We start from the raw sequence: 26414 nt of genomic DNA on the forward strand, positions 1-26414 counted from the left end.
GCGAAGGCAGCTGCCCACCACCAATAACAACATCCAACAACCTTCCAGTCTGGACTTCCATCCGAAGCTCCACTGGACTACATCTAAACAATCACTGCAACCTGTCCAAGGTTCGGGTCCACTTCATATCTCGGGTTCCGAGAAGGAGCAGATTTCTTTTTCAGAAACGCGCTTCCAACAAAATCTAAGATACATCCAGATGAAGTTCGAATCAGCTTTGGGGCAGCTAAAACTTCAGAAGAACCACTTGGTATTCATTGACGGAATCGACATTCGCCCTCCCGACATAGGACATAAGCATTATCTAGATTGCATAAAAGGTTTAGCTAATGCGGTATGGTCGATAAATCAGGATATCTTCTCACAATTCAGAGACACAAAGGGAAGGATGCGAATCGTCCTTCTGGTTCGGCCTGATATTTTTGATTCACTCGGCCTTCAGAATCAGAATACAAAATTGAGAGACAACTCAATCTTGCTTGACTGGAGAACTTCTTACGCGGAACACCGTAGCTCCACAATTTTTGAAGCTGCGGATCGCATCCTTGGTGACGATCAGGGAGAAAAGCTGAATGATGGGGATGCGTGGGACTATTACTTTCCATACAACGCATCGAATGTGAATACAGAGATGAAAAACCTAACCTCATTCATTGGATTTCTTAGGTATTCACTACACAGACCTCGTGATATCATTACAATGCTGTCTCTCTTGCAAGAGGATGCGATCGATAAAGGACGACACAATAAACACTTCATTGAAGATGCAGACTTCAACCACCCGGACTTCAGATCAAAATATGCCCTTTATCTGCTGGGTGAGGTAAAAGATCAGATATTGTTTTATTATAGACCAGATGAGTATGAACTATTCTTGAGATTTTTTGAATACCTAGGAGGTAGACCAAAATTCAACTATGAAGAATTTATTTTGGCGTATGAGAATATCCGAATATATGTTAGGAAATCAAAGAAGCGCTCACCTTTCTTCTTAAGGACTGCGCAAGATTTCCTACAATTTCTCTACACTCTAAACATTATTTCATTTAAAGAAGAAGCTGAGGACGGCCAGAAGTATATAAGGTGGTGTTTTCGCGAGCGAAGTTATTCTAACATATCTCCGAAAGTTAGAACTGACTCAGAGTATGAGATCCACTACGGATTGAAAAGTGCTCTCAACTTAGGGAAGCCCATTAAAACAAAGCCAACTAGAAGGTAGCTTGAAACTTAGTTACGCGCAGGACTTCCTCCCCCTTGCGCTAAACCTGTAACCCCTTTTGTAACCCAATTCCAAAATTTGGGATTTTTCGGGATCATTCAGGATGAAGGACCAAGATAAGAAAATCTTCTAAGTGCCTGATTACGTGACACTAGAGAACTCCATGAGATTCACGCAAATTACTAATTTTCAATGTCTTGCGTTATGAGTCCCCTGCTCTAACCGCTGAGCTACAGGCCCATTTCACTGCTGGTAATTACCCCATAAGTTGAGCGAAAAAGTCAACTTATGATGCCAAACGGCCTCCACCAACTTTTGGTGCCTATAATTATCGCCAACTTATGCGGCACTCAAATTCACCAACTTATAATGCCGATAATTCTTGGAATGAGGAAAAATGGGACAGCTCTTCAAACTGCTGTAGTAATCGGAACCCTCGATCTGGGCCAAATCATTGAACTTCTGGTGGGCCCGGCGGGATTCGAACCCGCGACCAAAGGATTATGAGTCCTCTGCTCTAACCGCTGAGCTACAGGCCCTTACAGAATTTCGCCCTCCGAAAAATCGACTAGACCGAAGTCCTAGCTGATGATTCTAGGGACTCTAAAAACACAAGCGCTGGAGAAAAGCCAAACAGGATAGACAGAGCAAGCTTGGATTTTATAACTCCAAGGACAAAGCCCCTGCCGATGCCAACCAGGACTTCCATTCTAGACCTAGTACAAAGTCTCGCAGCTGGTTATTAGCTGACGTGCATAAACTTGATCAGCTTCGTAAACAGCTGCCTGATTGACGTAGATAATGAAAAATGCCGCGTGTATTCCCGAACAGCCGACAATAATAGCTAATTTCAGAGCTAAAGACGTTGTAGGATCAATGGGAAGGCGAAACCAAGCCGGCCAAATCGTCCCTTCCTGTCAGTTCCTCCAGCACCGCAATGATAATTTGAGCTCTTTGATCAAATGAGTTCAACGCGCCAACCCAATTCAAGCCCCCAGACATTGCTTTTCGTAAGCGATCACCTGACGCCTCATCAACGAGACTCATCAGGTCCCCCATCGTAACTCGATTCGCTTCGGCAAGTCTTGAGACATAGGAATACAAACTTTCGACTAATGGAGTGGCAGAAGGAGTGGACGACATCTACCGGCACGTTATCCGCGCGGTTAAAATGCGCCACGCCCAGATATAGACCTCGTATTCACCGGCCTCAGGCAAGTTGGGGGTGAAAGGCATGCTCTTCGTTCCCTGCCCTTCGTTGCTGTTATGGAGATAACTGCTTCCCCACATACCTTCGCTCAATGTTCCGGCATACCAATCCCCCTCAGTAGACCTGCCAATCCGAAGGCATGGCGATGACTCTAAAGTCGTTCCTGCAATCGGTTTGATTGCCAAGCCTGTAGGAATTGAGCAATATGCGGCATTGAGGGTGTCCTGCCCGAGCGAACGAAATAGCCACTCGTAGAGTTACCGACTAGCAGCATGCCGGCATCATCCAAGCCCATGAGCGCTCCAGCTATGCATCCCGCTCCGAAATTGTCACCAGCTCCGGTCGAGATCAGAGGTTCTCGGCAGTAGGGCCCGGGCACGAAGACAACACCCTCAGAGGAGGCACAAGCCGCCCCGTCGTTCGGGTGAATTATAATCCGGTCGGCTTGAATATTTACTCGGAGAAAGCCCGCCAGATCAGCCACTTCTTCGGGTTTCTTCTGCCCATGAAAATGACCGCCAAAACTGTCGGCTAGTTGCCAAGCTTCCTTCAGGTTAAGACTAAGCATCGTGCTGCAGTGTTCGGAGATTTCAGAGACGAGCTCGATCAATTCCAGCCGGTCTTCCAACGGTCGCTGCTCAAACTCGGCCAAGTCCATGAAGAAGACGAGCTTCTTGGCTGAAAGCCCCAGCGATTGGTGGCGTAAGGCCAACTGCTTCCAAATGCCGCCAACATTCGGTAATTTCCCCCAATTGACTGCGGCGATAAAATCCGCGGATCGAAGCATGTCGTCGATCGCAGCCAGACCAACCCGGTCCATCAGCCGCTCCCAAGTGATGTCACTGCAAGTGCGCAAATCGCAGAGCATCACTTTACCGTCGGTAAACTCCAAACAGTCACTATGGGCCGGTTCGGCGAGCGTATAGAGCTGTTTCGTTTTGTCCCCCAAGGCTTCCTTGTAAATCGGCAGAACTTCCGGATCGCCCAAGGCGCCGATATACTGAAGATCAATCGCACCCTGATGGAGATCATTCAGCGCTGCCGTCAGCAAGGGTCCGTTGCCCCCGAATTTATCGCCTTTGTGCTGCACGGTATAGGAGGCAGCGATTCCAGCGGCGGCCAGAACCTTTGGGCCAAATTCAGCCATACTCCCCGGAGACTCCATGCGGATGAAGGTATCGATGAACCCGTCAAACCCGCAGATTCCCGAGAGGACCCGACTCACAGACTTTCGTCCGGCGATCGAAATCGCCTCGCTCAGTTGCGTGAGTTCGGAGACGTCGGAATAGATTCTAGAGTTCATGGGTAGATTTCGTGTTGAGAGACTGAATGGAATGGCTAGCGCTACGCTGGAATCGCTAAATCGAGTTTTTAGAAGGATGCGCCGATCCAGGCCCCCAGAACGACAGCGTCGTCGATATCACCGGTGCCGCCCGGATTTTGGATGTATTGGATCGCAGGCTGGATGTAGAAGGCAGGTGTCAGTTGGATGCGGTGACCGACTTCATAGACCATTTCGTAGTCAAGGTCTTGGCCGATAGAATCACCGTATTCATCGCTGAGTTGACCATAGGTAACGAAGGCCACGGTGCGGTCATCGTCACGCCCGGGGATGAGGCCCCTGTAGTTGGCGCCGGCGCTCACTTGAAGGGGCAACATGGCAAGATCGTCCTGATCCGTGTAAGCACCAAAGACGAACAGAGTGAGATCCTCGACCGGTTGAAAGTCGAAGTGGCCGTAAATACGCGAAGAGCTGTTGGCATCGCCGCCACTGAATTTAGTATAATCCACTTCCGCATGAGCAATGCCGACATACAGTTGGGCCGGACGATCATAGATGGTTGGCGTCCAGTCGTATTGAGCCATGAAGGTCAGGCCTTCATCATCGTCCCAACCAAAGTCCGTCCCGGGGATGTTTTCCCAGATATCCTGACTATTCTGGTAAACACCGAATTTGAATGTGTGCTCTTCGCTATGCTCATACTTGAGCCGCGCATGCCACAATCCAAGTGGGAAGGATACGATTTGAGGCTGATTCAACATCATCGCACGGATCGGACCGTTAATAGAGGTGCTCAGCGAATAACGATACAGGTCATCATTGGCGAAATCCGAGTCCTGACTGTCGCGTCCGAATTTCAAGGAGAGATTATCGGTCAGATAGGTATCAATCGCGATTTGATACAGGATGGTCTTTTGACCGTCGGGGCCGCCGTAGATCGTCATCGGATCGTAAATTCCTCCAACATTTGAGGATACACTGTCTCCATGGCGATTGACCATCGAAAGCTTCATGGTCGTGCGATCCCAACCAAAGAGCTTCTCCAGATCGAAATCCAGTCCGGCGTAAACCTGACCGGTGAATTCCTCGTCGTCTTGGATGCCACCGGAGACATTGGCGCCGACAATGGCATCATAGTAGAGGAAGGGTTTGATGCCGGATTCTTCAAGGCTGCTGCGGGCACCGCCCCAATCGCCGGTCAAACGATCACGTTCAAGAATGGGGCCGGAGTCGACATAATCTGCCAGAGTGATACTTGACGTCGCAAGGCACAAGGATGTGACAAGTAAGGGTGTTTTCATCGTATTCATTGTAGTATTCTTGTTTGAGGTTAACTTTTTTGCTTATTTATATTTAGTCTGTTCGAGTCACCAGCGTGAGCGGTAGCAGAGCATGTCCGCCTAGGGGTGCCTTTAGAGATTCAATTTAGTGTATTACTGAGGTATGTATTTTGTGCTTAAAGCACGGCTGCCAGACCCTCTAGAGATCGAAGTTCGTGGGCATCAAGACAACGTCGCGGATAGTGACGTTGCGTGGTCGGGAGAGCATGAACATGACAACATCGGAAATTTCTTCGGGCTCGATCAGGCTTCCGGTTGCGATCGCCTCTTTAAGTTTGTCTTCCGGCCACCCGGAGACGAGGTTCGTGACAACCGGTCCGGGCGAGATCGACCCGACACGAATGCCGTGCTTGAAAACCTGGCGGCGGACCACCTGCACGAAGCAATTGATTGCCCACTTGGAGGATGCGTAAACCGGCTCCCATGGTGTCGGATAGTGAGCGGCCAACGAACTCGTCACAATGATGTCTCCGGTTCCGCGTTCGATCATGTGAGGCAACACGTCATGCACGTTTTTCATCACGACGTTCACGTTGAGGTTCAGCATGCGATCAATCGCTTCCGAACTGGCATCGACCAAGTCGCCACCAACATAGAGACCCGCGTTTGCGTGAAAAATGTCAAGGTGATCCACCTTCCCTAATATTCTCGGCAACATCGACGCGCAACTGACAGGATCGAGAAGATCGATGCTCAGAGGGATAATGCGATCCCCAAACTCTTGGTTCAGTGAGGCCAGAGCCGCTTCGTCGCGATCAATCACAACGACTTGGGCACCGGCCTCAACCATCCCTTTCGTGCTGGCAAGCCCGATCCCGGATGCGCCTCCGGTAACGGCGGCGATTTTACCTTCAAGTGTAGTATTTTTCTGACTCATGTTAATTGGATGGATTTGCCGGTTCAACTGATGCAGTCCTTCAAGGTCGCAGCGGCTCCCTTGTCATAAAAGCTCTTTAGTATGGCGGATACCGTTTCGACAAAGAGCGGCGCATTGGCCAACTCTTCGCTAAACACTTCCCGCATGGCCAGCAGCGGGCCCGCGTCGCTTCCTGCCGCTTTGGCACGTTCCCGGAGTTTCCCAGCCATGGGATCGAGCATCGGCATTTCCTTACCCGATTCATCCAAGCCGTTGAGGAAGCGGAACCAGGATGCGATGACAAAGCTGAGCAGCTTGATGGAGCCGCCCCGTTTCAGTTGCTCGGCGATAGTTGGCAGCACAAACTTTGGAATGCCCGAGGACCCGTAGATACCAATCCGGGAGAGTTGATCACGGATCGCCGGATTCGCGAAGCGTTCGATCACCGAGTCCTTGTATGCGGTCAGGTCGATGCCGGGAACAGGCGACAAGGTCGGCGTTGCCTCTTCATCCATCATTCGACGACAGAGTGTGCGGATTTCTGAATCTTCCATGGTTTCATGAACCAGCTCTTTACCGAGTAGCATACCGATATAGCAGAGCGCCTGGTGCGTGCCGTTGAGCAGTCGGAGTTTCATCAATTCATAAGGAAGCACATCTTCGGTCATCTGCGCACCGACGTCTTCCCATCGCGGACGTCCATCGATAAAATGATCCTCGATAACCCATTGCTTGAAGGGCTCGGTCATCACCGGCCAGCCGTCTTCGATGCCAAATTCCTCGCGGACCAGCGTCCGAAGCTCATCGGTCGTGGCCGGGGTGATGCGATCGACCATGCTGTTGGGGAACAGGCAATTCGTATCCATCCAGTTTCTCAACGAAGGGTCTCTCAACTCCGCGTAGGCGGTCAGCATTTTCTTGGCGACATCGCCATTCCCCTGGACATTATCGCAAGACATGATGGTGAACGGAGCAAGTCCGCGTTGGCGTCTCCGGTCCAAAGCCTCAAGCAAGAATCCGAACGAACACGACGGCGCATGCGCATCCTTGAGGTCTTGAAGTAAGTCGGGGTGCTCCGCATCCAACTCCCCGTTCGAGGCGAAATAGTAGCCACCCTCGGTAATTGTCATCGAAACGATACGAGTTTTCGGTGATGCCATTTGCTCGAGCACCGCTTCCCGGTGATCCGGAGCATAAAGAAATTCACCAATCGAACCAATCACTCGTGCCGAGTTACCTTCCGGGCCCCGTTCAACCAGCGTATAGAGACAATCCTGCGCACGCATGACTTCATCCATACGAGCATCATGTTTGAGCAAGCCCACTCCACAATAGCCCCAAGACTTGTCACCGCCCTGACTTAGTAAGTCATCGGCATAGACCGCCTGATGGGCCCGGTGAAAACCGCCCACCCCCACGTGCATGATGGATTGCTTGACTGCTTGTCTTTCGTAGCTCGGAACTTGAATTCGAGAATCCAGCTTGCCGAGGTTTGCATTGTTTAATATAGTCGTCATTGGAGAATAAGTTGGGGGTTGATGAATGTAATATCCTGAATCAGGCATGGATCCGTTGCTATTACGGTTAAATTGCCTCTGAACTCGAAGCAGTCATCACCATGATGAGATGCGCCGTTCCAAAGCCTGGTCGATTGCACTCAGTAAAAGCGGGTCGACCTTGCACTGTTGCGCCACTTTGCTATCGGCACGTGGTTTCTTGGACTCAAGCACGCGAACGGCCTCAGTCATCCATGTTTGAATGGTTTCCAGAGGGATAATGTCCGTATTGAGGACCAAATCAAAGTGGCTTTCGTCATGCCATTTCTTACCATAAAAGCGTTCGACGAATTTGATCCGAGCCTTGTCATCTGCTAGAACGCGTTGTTCTGCCTCAGAACGTTCCACAAACCCCTCGCGTGCCATCACACGATCGACTCTTACAGGAAATGGTGCATGAAGCCGAACTTTGAGAACGTCGCTATATTGGTTCAGTGCCATATAGCCACCTCGTGCAAGAATAACCGTGCGTCCGCGATGGGCCAGAGCCTGCATCGTGTCGTTTAACATCGAAACGATTTCCAGATTCTTCGAATTGGCCAGATCCCAAAGATTGGGAGGTGAAGTATAAAGCTCGCCGAAGCGTGTCAGTCCGTATTGCTGCAGTGTCCCCTGCAGCACCGCTTTATCGACCAAATCGTAGCCTAAAGACTCAGCCAAGCGTTTTGCGATTTCGCCGGCCTCGCTGCCAACCAGTCTGGAAATTGCGATCGTATTCATAAGGATCCCCTCCTGTTGGTTATCGTTTAACTTGCCTTGCGATGCTGCAGGCAATCGAAGGCAACAGCGATCAAGAGAACAGAGCCCTTAATTACCATTTGCGTGAACTCCGTTACATTCATCAAGACCATGCCGTTGCTGAGCACACCAAGGATCAAGACCCCGGCCACCACATTGGAGATGCGCCCGACACCACCGGTCACGCTGACACCACCGAGCACACAGGCAGTCAGGATTTCAAACTCTAAGGCCTTGCCTGCGGTTACAGTGGCTGAGTTCGTTCTAGAAAGAATCACGATGCCCGCCACGCCGGCGAAGAATCCGGAAAGCGAATATACGAGATACTTGACGTTCTTCACCTTGATTCCGGAGAGCTTGGCGGCTTCCTCGTTGCCGCCCACGGCGTAGAAATAGCGCCCGAAGTAGGTCTTATTCAGGATGAAGGCGCCGATTGCCAAAATCACCACCATGATGACCACAGGTATCGGTATCGGTCCGAGGTAGCCCTGCCCTATAACAGCAAAAGACTCGGAAAATCCATAGATAGGCAGACCCTTGCTGACGAGGTAGGCCACGCCCTCGATAATGATCATCATCGCGAGGGTCACAATGAGCGGGGGCATTTCAATATTGGCGATGATCCAGCCGTTGGCGAAGCCGATCAAAGTCGCCATGACGAGGGTTATAACAATCGCCAAAATTGGATTCATCCCCGCATTCACCATGAACCAACCGCAGACCACATTGACCAGAGTGATATTCGATCCCACGGAGAGGTCGATCCCCCCCAACAGCAGGACGAATGCGAAGCCAACCGCCGCGATGCCAAGCATCGAGACCTGACGTGCCACGTTCATGAGATTGTTGCTGACAAGAAAGTTCTCCGAAGCAAATGAGAAGAACCCAACGAGTGCGAACAACACGATGTAGATGCCGTTCTGTTTTGCGAAATCAACGGCTTTGGCCGCGCCTTTTAAATTTTCAAAGTGTCCCATTTTCGTGTCCTCCTATTTTTGAGATGCCAAGTTCATGATGCTTTCTTGATTAAAGTCCTTGCGGTCCAAGCTGCCCGAAATCTTGCCGTCGCACAGGACAACGATCCGGTCGGACATACCCATAACTTCCTCCATCTCAGAGGAGATCATCAGCACGGACTTCCCCTCTTCGACGAGCGAGTTCACCAGTGTGTAAATCTCGGACTTGGCCCCGACATCGATCCCACGGGTGGGTTCGTCGAAGATCACAAGTTCGGGTTCGGACGCGAGCCAGCGGGCGATGATCACTTTTTGCTGATTTCCTCCACTGAGGTTCTTGATCTTCTGCTCAATCGAGGGGGTTTTAATCCGGATCGATTCCTTATACTCGTTCGCGAGCCGCTTTTCTTCCTTTCTATCGATGGTGAAGCACTTGGAGATCCGCTCCAACACAGCCATACTGGTATTGCTTCGGATCGTCATATCCAGCAAGGCACCCTTGCCTTTCCGGTCTTCAGGCACGAGTGCGATGCCACTATCGATCGCATCCCTGGGTGTCTTCGGATGGACCTCCTTACCATTTAGACGAACGGTGCCGCCGGTCCTTTTCGCCGCGCCAAAAAGAAGCTCCGCTGTTTCGGTCCGACCGGCACCGATCAGGCCGGCAAAGCCGAGCACTTCGCCCTTCTTAATTTGAAAGCTGATGTCGCTGACGCCGTTACCCGAAAGATTCTCCACATCGAGCAGCACCTCATCGGATATACATGCCTTACGCTGGGGATAGGTCTCCTTCAATTCGCGCCCCACCATGAGTTTCACAAGGTCGTCCATGTTGGTCTCGCGGGTCTTGACGGTATCGATCTTCTGACCATCCCTCAGAACAGTAATCCGATCGGTGAGACGGAAAATTTCCTCCATCCGGTGCGAGATGTAGATAATCGTCACCCCTTTGGCTTTCAGTTTTTCCACCACTTGGTAAAGACGTTCCGCTTCGGCCGAAGTGAGTGGAGCGGAAGGTTCGTCCATGATCAATATCCGGGCCTTCTGCGACAAGGCCTTTGCGATCTCGACAAGCTGCTGGTAGCCCACAGTCAAATGACTCACCAAGGTATGCGGATCGATATCAATATTAAACTGCTCGAAGATCGCAGCCGCCTCGCGGACCATGGCCTTCTTATCGATGAACAGGCCTTTGCGAATGGCCCGGCCGAGGAAAATGTTTTCCGCAACGGAGAGCTCTCCGACCAAATTGAATTCCTGATAGATCACGCCGATTCCGTGTGACTCGGAAAGCTGCGGAGTGAGCGAGGTAAATGTTTCACCTTCGATCACGATACTACCGGAATTCGGCTTCACCGCCCCCGTGCAGCTTTTAATCAAGGTCGACTTACCTGCACCGTTTTCACCGACCAGGGCATGCGCTTCCCCTTTGACAAACTCGATACTGACGTCGTTCAGTGCGATCACACCGGGGTATTTCTTCGTGATATTCCGTAGCTCTAGAATATTCATTCTTCTTGGGGCTGGGGTTAGTATAAAGTATTGAGATCCAGCTTGGCGCAGAGCGACTCGGCCCATACGCCAAGCCGGATTTCAGGATAGGGTAGAAAACTTACTTACCTAAGTATTCATCCACGTTGTCTTTCGTGACGGGAATGAACTCGCGGTAAATTTCCTTTGTCTCAATCGGCTCTCCGGAGTGCAGCAAGGACACCATCTTCCAGATCTCGTCGGCGATATCCTGATTGGTCCCGGTAATCGTGACAGACATGCGAACACCTTCATTGTTCTTGATGGCAGCCAACTCAGGCTGGGTCGCATCCGCGGCGAAGATACCGAAGTCGTCGGTGATTTTAGCAGCAGCCTTGGCCGCTTCGTTGGCACCGACCGAACCGCCGCCACCGATCGAGCAAACGACTTTCACATTCGGGTTGGATTGGAAGATCGTTTCCATCTTAGCGATCCCTTCTTTGGTATCGATCGCGCTACTTTCAGCCACGATTTTGGCATTTGGAGCCAGTTCGACGATTGCATCACGAATACCATTACCACGTTCGAGTAAAATAGGTAGTTGCGGGTAGTTAAGAATGGCCACCTCGGCTTTACCCTCAAGCTTTTCGTTGATCCACTTGGCTGCATGCGTGCCGATCGTGTAACCTAAATCGTGATTATTGATCAACCAGGCGAGGTCGGCATTCTTCAAGTTGTCATCCCAGGCAAGGACCTTGATCCCGGCCTGACGGGCTTGTTTTAGAGCAAACTCGACACCTTCAGGATCCGCCGGGTGGACGATAATAACATCCATACCGCTGGAGATGAAGTTCTCGATTTGTGTGATCTGTTTGCCGGCATTGCTATCGCAGGCCACGTAATTCATGCCGCCGCCTTCGGCTTTGATTTTTTTCTCGATCGCCTGGCAGTATCCGGCCCAAGTCGGGTTGCTTAGGGTTTGCACAGTCATGCCAACCTTAACCTTGGCATTTGTCTCATCCGATCCGTCCTTACTTCCACCGCAACCGACAATGGAAAGCGCGGAGATGCAAAGGAGGAATCCAATTAGTTTCTTTTTCATAGTTTTAGGGGTTCGTTTTTTGGGTGTATTATTTTGAGCTGAACAAAACGTTCATTAGTGAATTCACTTGTCCTCAATCAGCAACTAACGGGTCTAATATTATGCGCGCGGCTGATCGGTGGAATGGAAGTAAAGACGAGAGGTGCACCACCGCGGCGTTGACGTCTTGAAAACATCTCCAACAGGAATTCACCAATACCGACGACTTTAAATGCGGGGTTCATAGTAACAATAATCGTCAGCGAATCGGAAATTCTGAGGGGGTGCTGACTGCATCTAAGAATTCATAAAAGAATTAATATGTAAACTACGTAAATTACATTTGACATCTTTTATAGTTACATTTCTATTACATTTAAATCATGAGCACCTCGAAACCATTGTATCTGCAAATCTACGAAGACCTTCACACTTCGATTCGAAATCAAAGTTATGCCCCCGGCGACCTACTCCCCAGCGAGAAGACGATTTGCGAGCAATACAGCGCCTCCCGTCCTACCGTGGCCAAGGCAATCAAGATGCTTTGCGACGCCAAACTGGTTCATCGCCGGGCTGGATTCGGCACACAGGTGCTGACACCCGACCTATCCGGATTGTCGGCAGGCTTGCTCGTCCCCGAAATCGCCGATGTTGAAATTTTCAGACCCATCGTTGACAGCATAATCGACACCGCCCCCTCATTTGAGCTACAGATTGCACAGCCGTATGAATTGAATCGGCCACAGGATCGTAAAGCCATGGCGCTCTCCCAGGCCGAGCAATTTATCAAAAAGAAAGTCAACGGCGTCTTTTTCGCCCCCCTGGAAAATATCGTAGACTCAGAAGCCTTCAATCTCGGCATCGTCGAACGCTTTACTGAAAAAGGGATTCAGGTCGTGCTACTGGATCGCGATATCCATCCATGGCCCCAACAAGCCCCCTTCGATATGATCTGCATCGGAAACATCGAGGCAGGCTTCACGATGGCAAATCACCTTCTGGAAAACGGCTGCAAGCAACTCGCCTTCGTCTCACCGGAAAACCCAGCAATGACCGTGGGGCACCGAATTATCGGCAGCCGCGAAGCACTCATCCAAAACGGCTTCTCCGCCCGCAGCCTCCTCTCTGTCGTATACGACCATGAAGATCCCGGCAAAGCAGCTGCAAAGCTCATCGATTCAAAAGTGGATGGCATTGTCTGCGCCAATGATGCAGTTGCCGCCGTCATCCTACGCGCCCTCCTCGACCTCGGTGCGAAGATTCCGGAACAAATAAAAGTCTGTGGCTTCGATGATGTGAAATACGCCTCCCTCCTCAGCGTGCCTCTGACCAGCTATCGACAACCCTGCCAAGTCATGGGCCGCCTCGCTGTCGAAACAATGGTCAACCGAATCAAACACCCGGAGCGACCACCCCACCACATTGCCCTCCACGGCACTTTGGTCGTCCGGCAATCCTCCACTCCGAAACTATGAAAGAAATAAAGGCTGTAATTTTCGATATGGATGGCTTGATGCTCAACACCGAGCGACTGAGCCAGATCGCCTGACGCGCGGGCGGACGTGACATTGGCTACGAGCTTCCGGATGAGGTTTGCCACTCAGTCATCGGCCGCGTCAGCGCAGACCACCAGTACACGGAGCTGTGCCGTCGTAGTATGAACGCGGCGCTTCGCACTGAGGCGCGTGACAAGCTGTGCCGTTTGTACATCCGCACGGACCGAGCGGGGGAGGGGATCCCGATTTTCCAGGAGGTGTTCAGCGTGTCGGTGCTGGACCCGGAGCTGCGTGCGGCGGCGGCGGCGTGGCTGCTTCAGGGGTATCTGGCAAACGGGGAATCCGAGAAGATCGTGCCGTACCTTCGGTATTTGACGGGGAACTACGAGGCGATCTTCGACCCGAAGTTCAGCATCACGCTCTTGGTCGAGGGGGACAAGTTGTTCGAGGCGAAGGACTACGACCGTGCGGGTCAACCGGACGAGCGGTTCAAGCTTCACTATCTTGCGATCGAGCAGCTGGGCAACGACCTGAAGCGGTACTCGGTGGACAAGCTGATCGTCAGCTACGTGAAGGACTACGACCGTTACATGCGTACCTATGAAGCGAGCCTGGGTCTTTTGAATGCGATGCTCGACGACGACGCGTAGCCAGACCGGAGGCCCAGCATTGTGTTGGTGGTTCTTCTTCAATCTCTTGTTGAGCGAACTGAAGGGGCGTGATGTAGCCGAGTGAGCGGTGTGGACGCATATTGTTATACTTCCAGCGCCAGTCCTCGATCACAACCCTGGCCTCAGTTAAGGTCCAGAGTTGTTCCCGGTTCAGGCATTCTTCCCGAAGGCGGGCATTGAAGCTTTCGATGTAACCGTTCTGCCATGGGCTGCCCGGATCGATGTAGAGCGTTTTGATCTGATTGACGGCGAACCATTCACGCAGGCCCCGTTCGATGAACTCCGAGCCGTTGTCGCTGCGGATATGCTCCGGAGCGCCGTGGAGGTCGACCAGCTTAGAGAGGATGCGGCGCACCTTGCGGGCATTGATCCGGCGGTCCACGTGGATGCACAGGCACTCACGGGTATACTCATCGATCACATTGAACATGCGCAGTTTGCCGCCGCGCATCGTCGTATCGTGCACGAAGTCCCAAGTCCAGACATGGCCCCGTTGCGTTGCCTTTGTCGGCAGGCCCGTGGACACGCCTTGACGACGTTTCTTCGGCTTTTTCGAAGGAACAGCCAAGCCGAGTTCGCGGCGTAGCCGCTGCACCATGCGTGTGCCGACCTTCCAGCCTTCGTCCTTGAGTAACTTCGTAATCTTCGGGTAGCCCATCTCGGGATGTTGGTTCGACATCCTGCGCAAGGCCGCCTTCAGACGAGCCAGCCAGGCATCGGGTTCCTTCGCCTTGTAGGCAAAGGTGCTGCGGTGTAGTCCGAAGTGACGACAGGCCGCACATGCCGTGCACCGGCCCCCGGAGACAAGCTCTTCAATAATCTGTCGCTTGTGTCCGGGGCTCATAACTTTTTTTCCAGTGCCTCCTTCAGCAGTTCCTTCCCCAGCATCTCATCAGCCAGCATCCGTTTGAGCCGAGCGTTCTCACGCTGTAACTCCTTCAACTGCTTGGCCTGATCAACCTCCAGCATCCCCATCTCACGCTTCCAGCGATGGAAGGTCTGCTCGCTGATCTGACGCTCACGACAAACGTCCTGGATCGTTTTATCACTGCTGTCCGCTTCGCGCAGGATGCGGATCTTCTGTTCGGTGCTGTATCTTTTCCCTTTCATTGTCTGTCCTAATCGCCAGATAATGAGCCCGTCATAAATCGGAAACGGGGTAACACTCCGGATGATCAAAATCCATAAGATTCATCCTGAAGTGTTACAATGAAAACAAGAACAAGTAAGCATAGCAGAGGAGCCCTGCAGGGCTCCTCTGCTAGGAAGGGAACAGCCCCCCATGGGGGGCGGCGCGGAAGTTATCCTTTTAGCTTCCGCCTGAAGGCAGTGAAGCTGCATCTGGAAGAAGGCTATCCCGTCAGCCTGATCCACAAGGAAATGGGCTGCACGGTAGACAGCGTCCATCGCTGGCTGCGCTGTTATCAAACCCACGGCGAGGAAGGCTTGAGGGAACGCCGCCTCTCAACTGCCGTCCGGCGTGCCTCCCCTGAAGGGAAGAGCGCCGAGACCAAAGCGAAGATCGCTGAGTTGAAGCGGAAGAACCCGAGCTATGGCGTGCGCCGGATCAGTGACGTGCTTCGTCGCTTCTTCCTGATCAAAGCCGCGCCGAGCACGGTGCACCGCACGCTCAAGGAAGAGGACCTGAACGATCCCCCGACCCAGCCGCGGCGCAAGCGGAACCCGGGCAAGCCCCGCTTCTTCGAGCGCAGCACCCCGAACCAGCTCTGGCAGAGTGACATCATGAGCTTCCGTATGGGAGGCAAAGCGGTGTATCTGATCGGCTATATCGACGATTACTCCCGCTACATCGTCGGCTTGGGGCTTTACCGGGCCCAGACCGCCGAAAACGTGCTGGAGACCTATCGGCGTGCTGCCGGTGATTACAATCCCCCGAAGGAAATGCTCACGGACAACGGTCGGCAGTATGCGAACTGGCGGGGTCAGACGCGCTTCCAGAAGGAGATGCAAAAGGACCGCATCCACCATCTTCGCAGTCAGCCGCATCACCCGATGACCCTCGGAAAGATCGAGCGCTTCTGGAAGACGATCCTCGACGAGTTCCTTGACCGGGCGAAGTTCGAGGACTTTGAGCAGGCCCGTGAGCGGATTGCGTTGTGGGTCAAATACTACAACCACAAGCGCCCGCACCAGGGCATCGGGGGGCTGTGTCCGGCGGACCGCTTCTTCGAAATCAATCACCAGCTCAAGCAGACGCTGCAGAGCGGGATCGAGGACAACATCCTGGAGACGGCCCTGCGGGGACGCCCCCAGCATCCGTTCTACATGGTTGGGCGCATGGGAGACCAGTCGGTGGTGATCCGTGCGGAGAAAGGCAAGGTGCGCATGCTCGTCGACGGCATGGCCGACGGCAGCGAACAGGAACTCACATACAAGATGGAAGGAAATGACAATGACGACGACAACAGCAACGAAACCCGCCCCGAAGAAACGCACGAAGCGCTCGTTCAGCGCGGAAGAGAAGACCCGCGCGGTCCTGTCGATCTGGACGGAACGGCGCAAACCGGCGGATGTGTGCCGGGAGCTGACGATTACGGCAGCCCTGCTGGACCTGTGGCAGAAGAAAGCGATGGAGGCGATCCTGACCGCGATGGAACCGCGCCAGGGGCCGGAAGCGCGGGCACCGCTGCCTCCCCGGATCGAGAAGATCCTCAACAGGCAGGTCAAGATCGAGCCGGTCTCGAAGCTTGTCCGCAGGTTGAGCGAGTTGCAGGATGGGAAGGAGCCGGCAAAGAAGCCAGCTCCAGTGCCCTCCAACCCCAAAAGCTAAATCCCCATGTCCCGATCCAATCCCCCGAAGAAACTGCAACGAGCCGAAGCCATCTTCAAAGTCCGCAGTGGACTGATGAGCGCAACCGATGCGGCCAGGCAGCTGGGGGTCTCCCGCAAGACGTATTACCAGTGGGAGAAGAAGGCGCTGGAAGCGATGATGGGAGCCCTGGAGGACGGGACCGGGGGACGCCCATCGACGAGGCCCGACCCTGCGATCACGCAGATGCAGCAGACCAATACCCGCCTGGAGATCGAGAACAGCCTGCTGAAGCAGCGTCTGGAGATCCGCCAGGCAATGCAGGAGATGGACGCTTCGTCCACGGACCACCCACCGAGCAGCCGAAGCTCTAAAAAAAACGGATAATCGGCCATGTGATCACAGGGATCATGCATATCATGCAGCACCACCGGATCAGTCTTCTTCAAATCTCCCGCCTCAGTGGCTATGCCTACTCCAGCCTGAAGCGCTGGCGCAGTCGTATGCGCCGCGGGTATCCCGTCATCGAGGTGCCGGGACCGAAGAAGACCGGTTCGGTGGACATGGCCGAACTGAGCCTGGAGATCGACTCATTGCAGCACCGTAAAAAGCGAAGCCTCGGCAGTGGAGCACTGCACCGGCGTCATGGTGCGAAGCTCTCCCGCCGGAATCTGAATGCCCTGATCGGCAACGCCCGCCGGGAGCGGTTGCACCGTCAACAGGCCCACAGCCACCGGATCTGCTGGAGCTGTGCTAATCTGGCATGGGCCATTGATGATACCAAGCTGTCATCCGCCCGCGGGTGGATCCATACGATCCGCGACCTCGCTTCACGCTTCACCCTCGCTCCCATCACGGGCCCTCTGGCTCATGGTGAGCAGATCGCCGGGCATCTGGAAGACCTGTTCCGGGTGCATGGAGCGCCTCTGGTCCTGAAGCGGGATAACGGCAGCAACCTCAACCATGATGCGATCAATCAGCTCCTGGGCGATTGGCTGGTCATACCACTAAACAGCCCCGCAGCTTACCCGCAATACAACGGTGCCATTGAAAACGCCCAGCGTGACTGGGACAGGCAACTGCCCGACAAGGCAGACTACATGGACCTGCGCTGCTCACTGGCGGCGCACGATGTCAATCATCGCCCCCGGAGAATACTCAACGGGCGCACCCCCTGTGCCGTCTTCAACGGGCGGGACAAACTCAAACTCAACCGAAGACAACGAAAGGAAGCTATCGAAGAGATCAAAGAACTAACGCTTGAACTCATTGACCGGTTCGGTCATAACTCCGCCCGTGCTTGGCGCACGGCCGTTCAATCATGGTTACACATGAACCATCTCATCACCATCCGGAAACCCAAAAACTGTTACCCTGTTTTTTGAACTTATGAGCTCATTAACTGCGAGACGGCACAGCAATGATAACTTGAGCTCTTTGATCAAATGAGTTCAACGCGCCAACCCAATTCAAGCCCCCGGACATTGCATTTCGTAAGCGGTCACCTGACGCCTCATCAACGAGACTCATCAGGTCCCACATCGTAACTCGATTCGCTTCGGCAAGTCTAGAGACATAGGAATACAAACTTTCGACTAATGGAGTAATCCCCCAGAAAGACCACCTGATCGTATACAGAAAGATCTTCACCTCGTAGGATGCGGTTCAAGAAACCAAAGTCCTCGTGGATATCTGGAATGACTAGGATCTTCATGAAAAAAGCGACTTATTTTACAAACAATGACACTTCCAATGCTGGGAGTCAGAATAGTTATAGGATTGTGTCAAGGAAGCCCAAACGCAGCGATTTGAGCAGGTAAAAATACCTCGAATCTCCCCAAGAAACTGTCAATTAGTGCAGACTTATGTGCAAAAAACTCACTGCAGACTTATGCGCAAAAATGCCGTTTCGCGCACACTTATGAGCAAAAGGCATGAAGTAATCGGTGTAAAAACACCTGTTTTTTAGCCTCAAACTGCAAACTTATGCGCAAACCCCGCGCACACTTATGAGGCAAACGACACGCGCCGGAAACGGGCGAAACGGCAGAGAATTCCCAATTCGGCGGAAGACTCAAGACTGAAAATTCACTGAGTTGACGCACAGCCTGACTGATTCGGATTACGGCAATCCAACACTGCGCGCCCCAAAGGCCATTTCCTTGTTTACACAGTCAATAACTGTCCCGGAAATTGAGGCAACTCCCCCTCGAATTCCTTTAGGTTTGAAATTGCTCTTCCACGTTATTATTAGGAGCGCCGTTGTCTATACGAACAAGGCTGAAAACAACGCCGCTCCACGCTGACTCACCACTGTATCATTGACCGATCCGGGCGATTTTGCGGTCACAATAGGCTCCGGGACGGCCACTAGAAGCGTTTGGAGCCATTGCGCGCAATGGCTTAGCGAACATCCGTTCACTCAAATCAAGCGAAACTCATCCACACTTGCTGTTTTTATTTTGCGTTACTAAGAATAGACTGACCATGAATAAATTAACTTTCTTAATTTTCGTAATACTTAGTTATGCCCTCAATGCTGGCGAATATGACCCAGTGTTACTAAAGTCCACAAATGGGAGGACCGTTAAGGTTGTCGCTGTCTATGAAGCTAGTCCTGAAGGGCTCGAATTATCCCCGATGCCAGACGGGCCACTGATAGGTTCACGCAAACTAGCGACGATTACTGTCAAGTGGGAGCATATCGACCTGAATAGCCTGACTTCATACCCGGAAATCAATTCCGCATACCAAAAGGCTTCAGGCGGCCAAACCGTGAGTATGGAGCTAGGACCACACTTCGCCGACTTTGATGCTGCAAAAGCCTTGCTTAAGAAGGATGTACCGGAAGTGACGATTTACTACGACAACGAAGTTCCAGTGACAGCTCCGCTGACTACGGTCTTAACCAAGAAAGATTTGTATAAGGCCAAGAAGTGGGAAATCCCAGAAAGCGCAAAGCGCAAGCTCATCAAGCAGTGGAATGATGCCTACGATGAATTTGACCAAGTCTCCTACAGAACTGACTTCAACCGTCTTTTATTCGACCTAAAAAAAGCAATCCGCGCCATCGAACAGATTAACAGCGGGTCGGCTTTCAATATCAGCCATGCTGAGTCTATCAAAGCCATACTGATCTGATCATGCTAATAAAAAAGCCAGCCTAACGAAATCCAAGGTAGTACAATGAAAAGACTAATCCCTCTATTGCTCTCAGTCTCCACTATAGCCACAGCCCAAGTCCCCAATGAGACAGCCGATTACTATACCCTGCACGCGAACGAATACCTCGGTAAAATCGTGCAACTCTGGATCGAAGACATCAACCTAGTCGGTCCGCACCCAGGCGCCAGTGTCACAGAATTCACATCAGCCACATTTGATGATCTCGAGCTGGCCGGCACTGCACATATACTTGTCGATACAAAAGACGCCGAGCGCTTCTATAAGAAGTACAATGCACCGGAAGGATATCAACGAGTCGATGAAAATGAGATCGGTACTGGAAACCGAAGCGGATGGAAGGCGCAGCGGCTAAAGGCTACGTTAATCCGCCACGATGGAAAACTCTACTATTACCTCGGCAGAGTCAGCCCATTTAAAGATCTGGACGGTTTCATAACCCTGACCAGCCACAACGGCAGATCGTCACAATTCAAAGTCCTCAGCGTCGCCGATGGTAAGGCCAGACTGCAGACCCAAAGTGGGCAAACTGTAGAGGTCCCGTTCTCCAAATTCAACGGAGAGAGTCAGCGTTTGTTGCGAGAGTGGCAACGCCGTTAGCGCAAAACCTCTATTCCATGAAACGAGCCCTAATCTTCGCAACGATCCTCGCCTTCGTATTACTAATTGGCAGCTACTTCTACTTCAAGGGCAAGCGCTACCAGGTCGTCATCCCCCAGGAGACGATCGATTTGGCCTTGGCCGAGCAGTTCCCCATGTCAAAAGCGTACCTGTTGGTTTTCGAGATCCACTATTCCAATCCCCAAGTGACGCTCCTCGAAACGAGCGACCGCATCCAAATCGGGCTGGACGCCACCCTGAACATCCGAATCAACGGGGAAGCAAAGCACCTCGGCGGCGGAGCAACGCTCACAACCGCAGTGCGTTATGAGGGCGGGACACAGTCGTTCTATCTGGATGATGCCGAATTTGACCGACTGGAGGTCCAGGGAATTCCCGAGAAGTGGCTGGATCAGGTGACCACATTTGCCGCCAAGGCTGCCCGGGAATTTATCGACTCCAGTCCGGTGTACCGACTCGAAGCCAAAGACGCCAAAACCGCAACGGCCAAGCTGCTGCTGAAGAATTTCGAGGTACGCGAGCAGGCAATCCATCTCACACTCGGCATCTGAACGCGCCGGCATACCGAATAAAAGAAACCGGAGTTGCATTCATCATGGAATCCTGCAACCCCGGCCCTTTATACTAACAACCTGACTTTAACTAACTATAAAGATTGAGTGCGGACTGGCTGGTCCACCGCCCGCCTTAGCTTAGAAATTCTCCAAATTAAGCATGATCTTGACCGCGTCTTCCGGATAGCTGGCGGCAAATTCGTAGGCTTTGATACTGTCGACCCCATCGAAGCGGTGCGTCACCAGCGGTGCGACCTTGAGCTGGCCGGAAGCGATGTAGCTAATCACGCGGTCATAGACATTGGCATAACGGAAGACCGTGAAGAAATCGACGCCCTTCACCTGTGCGGCGACGATGTCGATCGCTGCCGGTTTTTGCGGCATACCGACCAGAACCACACGGCCTGCCGGCGCCAGGTAAGCCATCATTGTCTCGATCACCTTCTCGCTGCCACTGGCTTCGAAGACAAGATTCACGCCCTTTCCGGCGGTCTTCTCACTGACAACAGCAGCCAGGTCCTCCTTCATGGAATTCACCGTCGTGATCGCCACATCCAGTTTGTTTTGAATGAAATCCAGCTTGGCCTGCTTGATATCGGCGATGATCACATGCGAGCAGCCGGCAGCCAGGGCGGAAAGTGCCGTGACGATCCCAATGGTGCCCGCACCGAAAACCAGCGCGACATCCCCGGGGACGACTTGCGCCCGCTTGGCCGAGAAAACACCCACGGCCAGCGGTTCGACCAGAGCGCCCTCCTCCAGACTGACGTTGTCCGGAAGCTTGAAAGTCAATGATGAGGGGTGCACCACACTCTCACAAGTGCAGCCGTGCACCGGCGGCGTGGCCCAGAACTGAACTTCCGGATCCAGGTTGTAGTTGCCCGCCATCACTTCGCTGCTCCACTTCTGGGGGATCCCCGGCTCCATGCAGACACGGTCTCCAGCCTGGAGATGTTTTACATTGGACCCGACTTCAGTGATCACACCGGCGGCCTCATGCCCCAAGACCATCGGCTCACGGACCACAAACTGGCCGATGGCACCATGTTCGTAATAATGAACGTCGCTCCCGCAGATACCGACACGCTTGGGAGCAATCCGGACATCATCCGGACCTAAATCTTGTTCAAGCGCGATATCGCGCAGGGATAACTCGTTTTTCTTCTCAAGGACTAGTGCCTTCATGATTTGATTTTTTATGGGGTGAAAGGACATCGCGCGCCCATCCGGCACACGAACTCAGAAGGCGGAATAGGCTCGGGTAAAAGCAGCCGCTTTCATGCAAGCAGTGTCCTGCACAAGCCCTGCCATGTCAAACCCAATCAAAAGTTTTGCGCAAACTTTTTACGAATTTCGGCGTTTTCCTATTGATTTCATGCCAGGAATAAGTCCCTATAGGCTAAACCATCGCGCAATTTACTTGCGCAGACCTACTTCAGATTTTTCCCTAAACCCCGACCTATCCAGCGAGCGTCCACTCAGAAATCGCAGCGAGGTCCCCAGACCCAATCGATCCATGAAAAACGTCACCATGAAGGATGTGGCAAAGCATACGGGCTTTTCCATCTCCACTGTATCCCACGTCATCAATAAAACCCGCAACGTCGAGAGCACGACCCGGCGCAAGATCATCAAGGCGATGCAGGAACTGAACTACGTTCCGAACACCCTGATCCGGAACATCAACAAAACCGCGGACCGGACGATCGGAGCGATCATCGCGGACATCCGCGAAGACTTCTACACGGAACTCGTCACCGCCCTCGAGGCACGCGCCATGGAGCGCGGCTACAGCCTCCTACTCTGCGACTCCCAGGAGAGCCTGGACAAGGAACAATTCCACCTCAACACCATGATCAGCAAGGGCGTCAGCGGCATCATCATGGCACCGGTCGACACCACCGAAAAACACGAATCGCTGACCGAGACAAACATCCCGACAGTCCTTGTAGACCGCTACAATGAGCACCTTTCAGCCGATTTCGTCGGCATCGACAACGCCCGGAGCGCCGAAGCGGCCACCCGCCTGCTGATCGACAACGGCTGTAAAAACATCTGCTTCCTCGGCCACCACGACAAGATCTACACCATGGTCGAACGCATCAGCGGTTACCGCTACGCACTCATGTCGGCCGGCCTCGGCGACAAGGAAATCGTACAGGAAATCGAGTACTTTCAAGACGGCAGCAAAAAGGGCCTGAACCCGAACGAGCTGCTCAGCTTCCTGAAAAAGCACAAGCAGATCGACGGAATTATTTGCGGCACCTCCTCCATCTGCTTCGAGGCGGTCAGCGCGTTCCAGAACATGAAACGAGCCGTCCCCCGGGACATCCAAGTCGTCACTTATGACGACAACAAGTGGTTCGACTTCCTGAACATTCCGATCACCAGCATCATCCAGCCGACCGGCGAAATCGCCAGCGAGGCGATCGACATGGTCGTCGACCGGATCGAAAAGCCGTCCTCCATCAAAAGGAAGATCTACCTCGACTACTCCATCAAGGAGCGATGAGCCAACTCACCCGCGAAGACACACCCGCCCCAACGCAGCGAAAAACTTTTGCGCAAATTTTTATAATAAAATTGACCGCCGCAGCTTTTTGAGCATCTATTATAACATGCTGCACTTCCCCCGAAAGCAGACCCGCAAGACGACCCCCTCCACCTACCTACTCGAAAGTCAGTCCGGAAACGGAATCAACTCCCCACGCAAGAACGCCCCCAGAACCGGGCCACTCCCCTCCAGCCCCATTTAAGTCAGTCCGTCCGGCACCCCCAGCGCCGCAGACTGCCCTGAGCAGCGCAGAAAGTGCCTCAGCCTACTTACTTTACATTCTGAACATCCATCCCCCGTTCACACTATGCCATCCAATACTCCACTACTGAGCGTCCGAGGACTCCGGAAATCGTTCGGTAAAGTCAAAGCCCTCAATCATATCGATTTCACCCTGATGCCCGGAGAAATCCATGCGCTCTGCGGTGGCAACGGTGCCGGGAAGAGCACCTTCCTGAGCATCGTCATGGGCTACCTCAAGCCCGACGCCGGCGAAATCGAGATACGCGGCGAAAAGGCCCTGTTCGCCAATCCAAAACTGGCCCTGAAAGCCGGCGTGACCATGGTGCAGCAGGAACTGAGCATGATCCCGGACCTGAGTGTTGCGGAAAATATTTTCCTGGGACAGGAACCCCGCCGAGTCGGCGGTTTCGTGGACTTCAAAAAGCTCAACCAGCAGGCCCGCGAGCTTCTGGACGAACTGGAATTCGACATCGACGTCACCCGGCTGACCCGAACCCTCAGCGTGGCCGAACAGCAACTGGTGGAGATCGCCAAGGCGCTCTCCCACTCGAACGCGGATATCGTCTTCTTCGACGAGCCCACCTCGACCATCGGCGAGAAGGACAGCATGAAGCTGTTCAAGGCAATCCGCAGGCTTTCCGAGAAAGGCAAAGGCGTGGTCTATGTCTCACACCGGATGTCGGAAATTTTCGAAATCTGCAACCGCTACACGGTCTTTCGCGACGGCGCACACATCTGCGACGGCGATATCAGCGACATCAGCCGCGAAAAGCTGATCGAAGAGATCATCGGCGGCGAGCTGGACGAGGAATTCGCCAAGTTCAACAAGCCGACCGACGAAGCCTACCTGAAGATCGAAAACCTGACCGCGGAACCGGACTTCAAGGAGGTCTCGTTCCAAGTCAACAAAGGCGAGATCGTGGGACTCTACGGACTGGTCGGGGCCGGCCGCTCCAAGCTGCTGGACGCCATTTTCGGAATCGCCCCCATCACGGACGGAACGATCCAGATCGGCGAAACAAAGCTACACAAGCACACCAGCAAGAAATCAATCGCCACCGGCCTGGCCTACGTCACGGAAGACCGGAAAGAAACCGGCCTGGTCCTCTGTGGATCGGTTGCGGACAACGTATCCATTTCGTCCTTAAGCGACTACTCGAAACTGGGCTTCATCAACGGCAAGCGCGAGCGCACCGACATCGACGCAAAGGTCAAGGCATTCAACGTCAAAACGCCAAACGCCGACCAACTCGTGCAAAACCTCTCCGGCGGCAACCAACAGAAGGTCATCCTCGCCCACTGGTCGCTGACCAATCCGGAAGTCCTGCTGCTGGATGAGCCGACACGCGGGATTGATGTCGGCGCGAAAAAGGAAATCTACCGCTACATGTCCGAACAAGCCCTGTCCGGGAAATGCATCGTCATGGTCTCGTCCGAGCTACCCGAAATCATAGGCATGAGCGACCGTATTCTCGTTTTCAAAAAAGGCCGCATCGTCGGCGAGCTCAAACAAGAAGAAGCCAGCCAGAAGGCACTCCTGAACATGGCCTCCTAAGCCCCAATTTCCCTAAAAATCATCCAATTCCCTTCGACCATGAATCCAGTCAGCCACCTCAAAAATATAGACCTGCGAAAATACGGCATCATTTTCGCCTTCTTCGCCCTATGTATCATTATCTCCATCATCGGTGAGATCATGGTGAAAAGCGGGGATTGGTACTCCAACTACTTCCTAAGCAAGGAGAACTTCATCATCGTTCTTCGCCAAGTATCCATTAACGGGATACTCGCGATCGGCATGACCTATGTCATCCTGATCGCCGGGGTCGACCTTTCCGTCGGATCCGTGCTGGCGCTCGCGGGAATCGTCGCGGCCAGGTTCGTGACCAATGCCTCGAACCTCGCCGTCGGCGAAGGCGCGCACCCGATCCTCACCCCGGTCCTGATCGTGGTCGGCATCGGTGCGATCTGCGGATTCATCAACGGCTTCATCATCGCAAAGTTCAGGTTACAGGCCTTCATCGTAACCATGGGCATGCTCTCGGCCGCCCGGGGCGCCACCCTATTGACGACCGGGGGCAATCCCGTCTCGTCGCTGAACTCCACCTTCCGCGAAATCGGGAACGGACGGATCCTCACCATCCCGATCCCCGTCATCATCTTCATCGCGATCTTCATCATCGCGTGGATCCTATTGAACAAGACCATCTTTGGACGCCACGTCTACGCGGTCGGCGGGAATGAAAAATCCGCCCGAACCTCCGGCATCAATGTCACCCGCGTCAAAGTCATCGTCTATACGATCTGCGGCATGCTGTCCGGAATCGCCGGCTTGATCCTGACCGCGCGCACCGGATCCGCCCAGACCAATGCCGGCGCCTCCTACGAACTGGATGCCATCGCGGCCGTCGTCATCGGCGGGACCTCAATGCTCGGGGGCATCGGCACGCTCATGGGCACCCTCTTCGGCGTCCTGATCATCGGCGTCATGAACAACGGCTTGGACCTGCTCGGCGTGCAGTCCTACTACCAGCAAATCATCAAAGGCGCGCTCATCGTGTTTGCCGTCCTGCTGGACCCCTCCCGCAAGCAGAACCGTTAATTTAACCCCTAA

At 53.2% G+C, this 26414-nt stretch carries 24 protein-coding genes, 1 tRNA gene and 1 pseudogene; 13 read left to right on the forward strand and 13 right to left on the reverse strand.

Annotated features, from left to right (window positions below; translation table 11 throughout):
* The coding region (locus tag O2597_RS06500) for a P-loop ATPase, Sll1717 family (RefSeq protein WP_269523452.1) at nucleotides 1-1219 on the forward strand (1219 nt) is incomplete at its 5' end.
* Between the two features lie 463 nt (nucleotides 1220-1682).
* Here the strand turns inward: O2597_RS06500 and O2597_RS06505 are convergent.
* The 10 genes from O2597_RS06505 to O2597_RS06545 all read right to left on the reverse strand — a co-directional run bounded on the left by O2597_RS06505 (nucleotide 1683) and on the right by O2597_RS06545 (nucleotide 11729).
* A tRNA-Ile gene (locus tag O2597_RS06505) sits at nucleotides 1683-1758 on the reverse strand.
* Nucleotides 1759-2362: 604 nt separating this feature from the next.
* Nucleotides 2363-2614, reverse strand: coding sequence for a golvesin C-terminal-like domain-containing protein (locus O2597_RS18765; RefSeq protein ID WP_486599002.1), 252 nt, complete (start codon nucleotides 2612-2614; stop codon nucleotides 2363-2365).
* Nucleotides 2581-3732 (reverse strand): PfkB family carbohydrate kinase, encoded by a 1152-nt coding sequence (locus tag O2597_RS06510; RefSeq protein WP_269523453.1) that lies wholly within the window; start codon nucleotides 3730-3732, stop codon nucleotides 2581-2583. The genes O2597_RS18765 and O2597_RS06510 overlap by 34 nt, the downstream gene beginning before the upstream one ends.
* A 68-nt stretch (nucleotides 3733-3800) precedes the next feature.
* Nucleotides 3801-5021, reverse strand: coding sequence for a carbohydrate porin (locus tag O2597_RS06515; protein ID WP_269523454.1), 1221 nt, complete (start codon nucleotides 5019-5021; stop codon nucleotides 3801-3803).
* A 169-nt stretch (nucleotides 5022-5190) separates the two neighbouring features.
* Nucleotides 5191-5928, reverse strand: coding sequence for an SDR family oxidoreductase (locus tag O2597_RS06520; protein WP_269523455.1), 738 nt, complete (start codon nucleotides 5926-5928; stop codon nucleotides 5191-5193).
* Between the two features lie 23 nt (nucleotides 5929-5951).
* Complete coding sequence (locus O2597_RS06525) at nucleotides 5952-7424, reverse strand: mannitol dehydrogenase family protein (protein ID WP_269523456.1); 1473 nt, start codon at nucleotides 7422-7424, stop codon at nucleotides 5952-5954.
* Nucleotides 7425-7520: 96 nt separating this feature from the next.
* Nucleotides 7521-8183: a cytidylate kinase-like family protein gene (locus O2597_RS06530; protein WP_269523457.1), complete on the reverse strand. Its 663-nt coding sequence runs from the start codon at nucleotides 8181-8183 to the stop codon at nucleotides 7521-7523.
* A 26-nt stretch (nucleotides 8184-8209) separates the two neighbouring features.
* Nucleotides 8210-9178 carry an ABC transporter permease gene (locus O2597_RS06535; protein WP_269523458.1) on the reverse strand — a complete coding sequence of 323 codons (969 nt, stop codon included), beginning with the start codon at nucleotides 9176-9178 and terminating at the stop codon, nucleotides 8210-8212.
* Nucleotides 9179-9190: 12 nt separating this feature from the next.
* The gene (locus O2597_RS06540) at nucleotides 9191-10669 is read right to left on the reverse strand and encodes a sugar ABC transporter ATP-binding protein (protein WP_269523459.1); all 1479 of its coding nucleotides are present in this window, start codon (nucleotides 10667-10669) and stop codon (nucleotides 9191-9193) included.
* A gap of 100 nt (nucleotides 10670-10769) precedes the next feature.
* Nucleotides 10770-11729 (reverse strand): sugar ABC transporter substrate-binding protein, encoded by a 960-nt coding sequence (locus O2597_RS06545; protein ID WP_269523460.1) that lies wholly within the window; start codon nucleotides 11727-11729, stop codon nucleotides 10770-10772.
* Nucleotides 11730-12091: 362 nt separating this feature from the next.
* Between O2597_RS06545 and O2597_RS06550 the strand changes: the two genes are divergently transcribed.
* Both O2597_RS06550 and O2597_RS06555 read left to right on the forward strand, forming a co-directional pair.
* The gene (locus O2597_RS06550; protein ID WP_269523461.1) at nucleotides 12092-13183 is read left to right on the forward strand and encodes a GntR family transcriptional regulator; all 1092 of its coding nucleotides are present in this window, start codon (nucleotides 12092-12094) and stop codon (nucleotides 13181-13183) included.
* Between the two features lie 227 nt (nucleotides 13184-13410).
* Entirely contained in the window at nucleotides 13411-13854 is a 444-nt protein-coding gene (locus tag O2597_RS06555; protein ID WP_269523462.1) for a hypothetical protein, read from the forward strand.
* Here the strand turns inward: O2597_RS06555 and O2597_RS06560 are convergent.
* Complete coding sequence (locus O2597_RS06560) at nucleotides 13766-14719, reverse strand: IS3 family transposase (protein WP_269523463.1); 954 nt, start codon at nucleotides 14717-14719, stop codon at nucleotides 13766-13768. The two genes, O2597_RS06555 and O2597_RS06560, sit on opposite strands and share 89 nt — an antisense overlap.
* Nucleotides 14716-14985, reverse strand: coding sequence for a transposase (locus O2597_RS06565; RefSeq protein WP_269523464.1), 270 nt, complete (start codon nucleotides 14983-14985; stop codon nucleotides 14716-14718). The genes O2597_RS06560 and O2597_RS06565 overlap by 4 nt, the downstream gene beginning before the upstream one ends.
* Before the next feature lie 99 nt (nucleotides 14986-15084).
* Between O2597_RS06565 and O2597_RS18715 the strand changes: the two are divergent.
* From O2597_RS18715 to O2597_RS06590, 7 genes and pseudogenes are all read left to right on the forward strand, one after another.
* Nucleotides 15085-16050: pseudogene (locus tag O2597_RS18715) on the forward strand (IS481 family transposase); the annotation flags it as partial.
* Nucleotides 16051-16288: 238 nt separating this feature from the next.
* A complete protein-coding gene (locus O2597_RS18720) occupies nucleotides 16289-16666 on the forward strand; it encodes a transposase (protein WP_425603733.1) in 378 nt (125 codons plus the stop codon).
* Between the two features lie 75 nt (nucleotides 16667-16741).
* The gene (locus O2597_RS18725) at nucleotides 16742-17032 is read left to right on the forward strand and encodes a transposase (RefSeq protein ID WP_425603756.1); all 291 of its coding nucleotides are present in this window, start codon (nucleotides 16742-16744) and stop codon (nucleotides 17030-17032) included.
* 23 nt (nucleotides 17033-17055) lie between these two features.
* Complete coding sequence (locus O2597_RS06575; protein ID WP_269523466.1) at nucleotides 17056-18030, forward strand: hypothetical protein; 975 nt, start codon at nucleotides 17056-17058, stop codon at nucleotides 18028-18030.
* A gap of 1102 nt (nucleotides 18031-19132) precedes the next feature.
* Nucleotides 19133-19786, forward strand: coding sequence for a hypothetical protein (locus tag O2597_RS06580; protein WP_269523467.1), 654 nt, complete (start codon nucleotides 19133-19135; stop codon nucleotides 19784-19786).
* A gap of 45 nt (nucleotides 19787-19831) precedes the next feature.
* Entirely contained in the window at nucleotides 19832-20428 is a 597-nt protein-coding gene (locus O2597_RS06585) for a hypothetical protein (protein ID WP_269523468.1), read from the forward strand.
* Nucleotides 20429-20445: 17 nt separating this feature from the next.
* Nucleotides 20446-21000: a DUF1439 domain-containing protein gene (locus O2597_RS06590; protein WP_269523469.1), complete on the forward strand. Its 555-nt coding sequence runs from the start codon at nucleotides 20446-20448 to the stop codon at nucleotides 20998-21000.
* A 141-nt stretch (nucleotides 21001-21141) separates the two neighbouring features.
* Here the strand turns inward: O2597_RS06590 and O2597_RS06595 are convergent, their stop codons facing one another.
* Nucleotides 21142-22188 (reverse strand): NAD(P)-dependent alcohol dehydrogenase, encoded by a 1047-nt coding sequence (locus O2597_RS06595; protein WP_269523470.1) that lies wholly within the window; start codon nucleotides 22186-22188, stop codon nucleotides 21142-21144.
* 331 nt (nucleotides 22189-22519) lie between these two features.
* Between O2597_RS06595 and O2597_RS06600 the strand changes: the two genes are divergently transcribed.
* The 3 genes from O2597_RS06600 (at nucleotide 22520) to O2597_RS06610 (ending at nucleotide 26402) form a co-directional block, all read left to right on the forward strand.
* Entirely contained in the window at nucleotides 22520-23515 is a 996-nt protein-coding gene (locus tag O2597_RS06600) for a LacI family DNA-binding transcriptional regulator (RefSeq protein WP_269523471.1), read from the forward strand.
* Nucleotides 23516-23864: 349 nt separating this feature from the next.
* Nucleotides 23865-25355, forward strand: a complete 1491-nt coding sequence (locus O2597_RS06605; protein ID WP_269523472.1) for a sugar ABC transporter ATP-binding protein — start codon at nucleotides 23865-23867, stop codon at nucleotides 25353-25355.
* Between the two features lie 39 nt (nucleotides 25356-25394).
* Complete coding sequence (locus O2597_RS06610; RefSeq protein ID WP_269523473.1) at nucleotides 25395-26402, forward strand: ABC transporter permease; 1008 nt, start codon at nucleotides 25395-25397, stop codon at nucleotides 26400-26402.
* Nucleotides 26403-26414 lie beyond the last annotated feature (12 nt).

The sequence above is a fragment of the Coraliomargarita parva genome, from assembly GCF_027257905.1.
GTDB classification, from domain to species: Bacteria; Verrucomicrobiota; Verrucomicrobiia; order Opitutales; family Coraliomargaritaceae; genus Coraliomargarita_A; species Coraliomargarita_A parva.

What these genes read in the sequence shown, in the direction of transcription:
- O2597_RS06510 (WP_269523453.1), bottom strand. Translation starts at nt 3,732, where the DNA reads ATGAACTCTAGAATCTATTCCGACGTCTCCGAACTCACGCAACTGAGC.
- O2597_RS06515 (WP_269523454.1), bottom strand. Translation starts at nt 5,021, where the DNA reads ATGAATACGATGAAAACACCCTTACTTGTCACATCCTTGTGCCTTGCG.
- O2597_RS06520 (WP_269523455.1), bottom strand. Translation starts at nt 5,928, where the DNA reads ATGAGTCAGAAAAATACTACACTTGAAGGTAAAATCGCCGCCGTTACC.
- O2597_RS06525 (WP_269523456.1), bottom strand. Translation starts at nt 7,424, where the DNA reads ATGACGACTATATTAAACAATGCAAACCTCGGCAAGCTGGATTCTCGA.
- O2597_RS06530 (WP_269523457.1), bottom strand. Translation starts at nt 8,183, where the DNA reads ATGAATACGATCGCAATTTCCAGACTGGTTGGCAGCGAGGCCGGCGAA.
- O2597_RS06535 (WP_269523458.1), bottom strand. Translation starts at nt 9,178, where the DNA reads ATGGGACACTTTGAAAATTTAAAAGGCGCGGCCAAAGCCGTTGATTTC.
- O2597_RS06540 (WP_269523459.1), bottom strand. Translation starts at nt 10,669, where the DNA reads ATGAATATTCTAGAGCTACGGAATATCACGAAGAAATACCCCGGTGTG.
- O2597_RS06545 (WP_269523460.1), bottom strand. Translation starts at nt 11,729, where the DNA reads ATGAAAAAGAAACTAATTGGATTCCTCCTTTGCATCTCCGCGCTTTCC.
- O2597_RS06550 (WP_269523461.1), top strand. Translation starts at nt 12,092, where the DNA reads ATGAGCACCTCGAAACCATTGTATCTGCAAATCTACGAAGACCTTCAC.
- O2597_RS06560 (WP_269523463.1), bottom strand. Translation starts at nt 14,719, where the DNA reads ATGAGCCCCGGACACAAGCGACAGATTATTGAAGAGCTTGTCTCCGGG.
- O2597_RS06565 (WP_269523464.1), bottom strand. Translation starts at nt 14,985, where the DNA reads ATGAAAGGGAAAAGATACAGCACCGAACAGAAGATCCGCATCCTGCGC.
- O2597_RS18720 (WP_425603733.1), top strand. Translation starts at nt 16,289, where the DNA reads ATGACGACGACAACAGCAACGAAACCCGCCCCGAAGAAACGCACGAAG.
- O2597_RS18725 (WP_425603756.1), top strand. Translation starts at nt 16,742, where the DNA reads ATGAGCGCAACCGATGCGGCCAGGCAGCTGGGGGTCTCCCGCAAGACG.
- O2597_RS06575 (WP_269523466.1), top strand. Translation starts at nt 17,056, where the DNA reads ATGCATATCATGCAGCACCACCGGATCAGTCTTCTTCAAATCTCCCGC.
- O2597_RS06580 (WP_269523467.1), top strand. Translation starts at nt 19,133, where the DNA reads ATGAATAAATTAACTTTCTTAATTTTCGTAATACTTAGTTATGCCCTC.
- O2597_RS06585 (WP_269523468.1), top strand. Translation starts at nt 19,832, where the DNA reads ATGAAAAGACTAATCCCTCTATTGCTCTCAGTCTCCACTATAGCCACA.
- O2597_RS06590 (WP_269523469.1), top strand. Translation starts at nt 20,446, where the DNA reads ATGAAACGAGCCCTAATCTTCGCAACGATCCTCGCCTTCGTATTACTA.
- O2597_RS06595 (WP_269523470.1), bottom strand. Translation starts at nt 22,188, where the DNA reads ATGAAGGCACTAGTCCTTGAGAAGAAAAACGAGTTATCCCTGCGCGAT.
- O2597_RS06600 (WP_269523471.1), top strand. Translation starts at nt 22,520, where the DNA reads ATGAAAAACGTCACCATGAAGGATGTGGCAAAGCATACGGGCTTTTCC.
- O2597_RS06605 (WP_269523472.1), top strand. Translation starts at nt 23,865, where the DNA reads ATGCCATCCAATACTCCACTACTGAGCGTCCGAGGACTCCGGAAATCG.
- O2597_RS06610 (WP_269523473.1), top strand. Translation starts at nt 25,395, where the DNA reads ATGAATCCAGTCAGCCACCTCAAAAATATAGACCTGCGAAAATACGGC.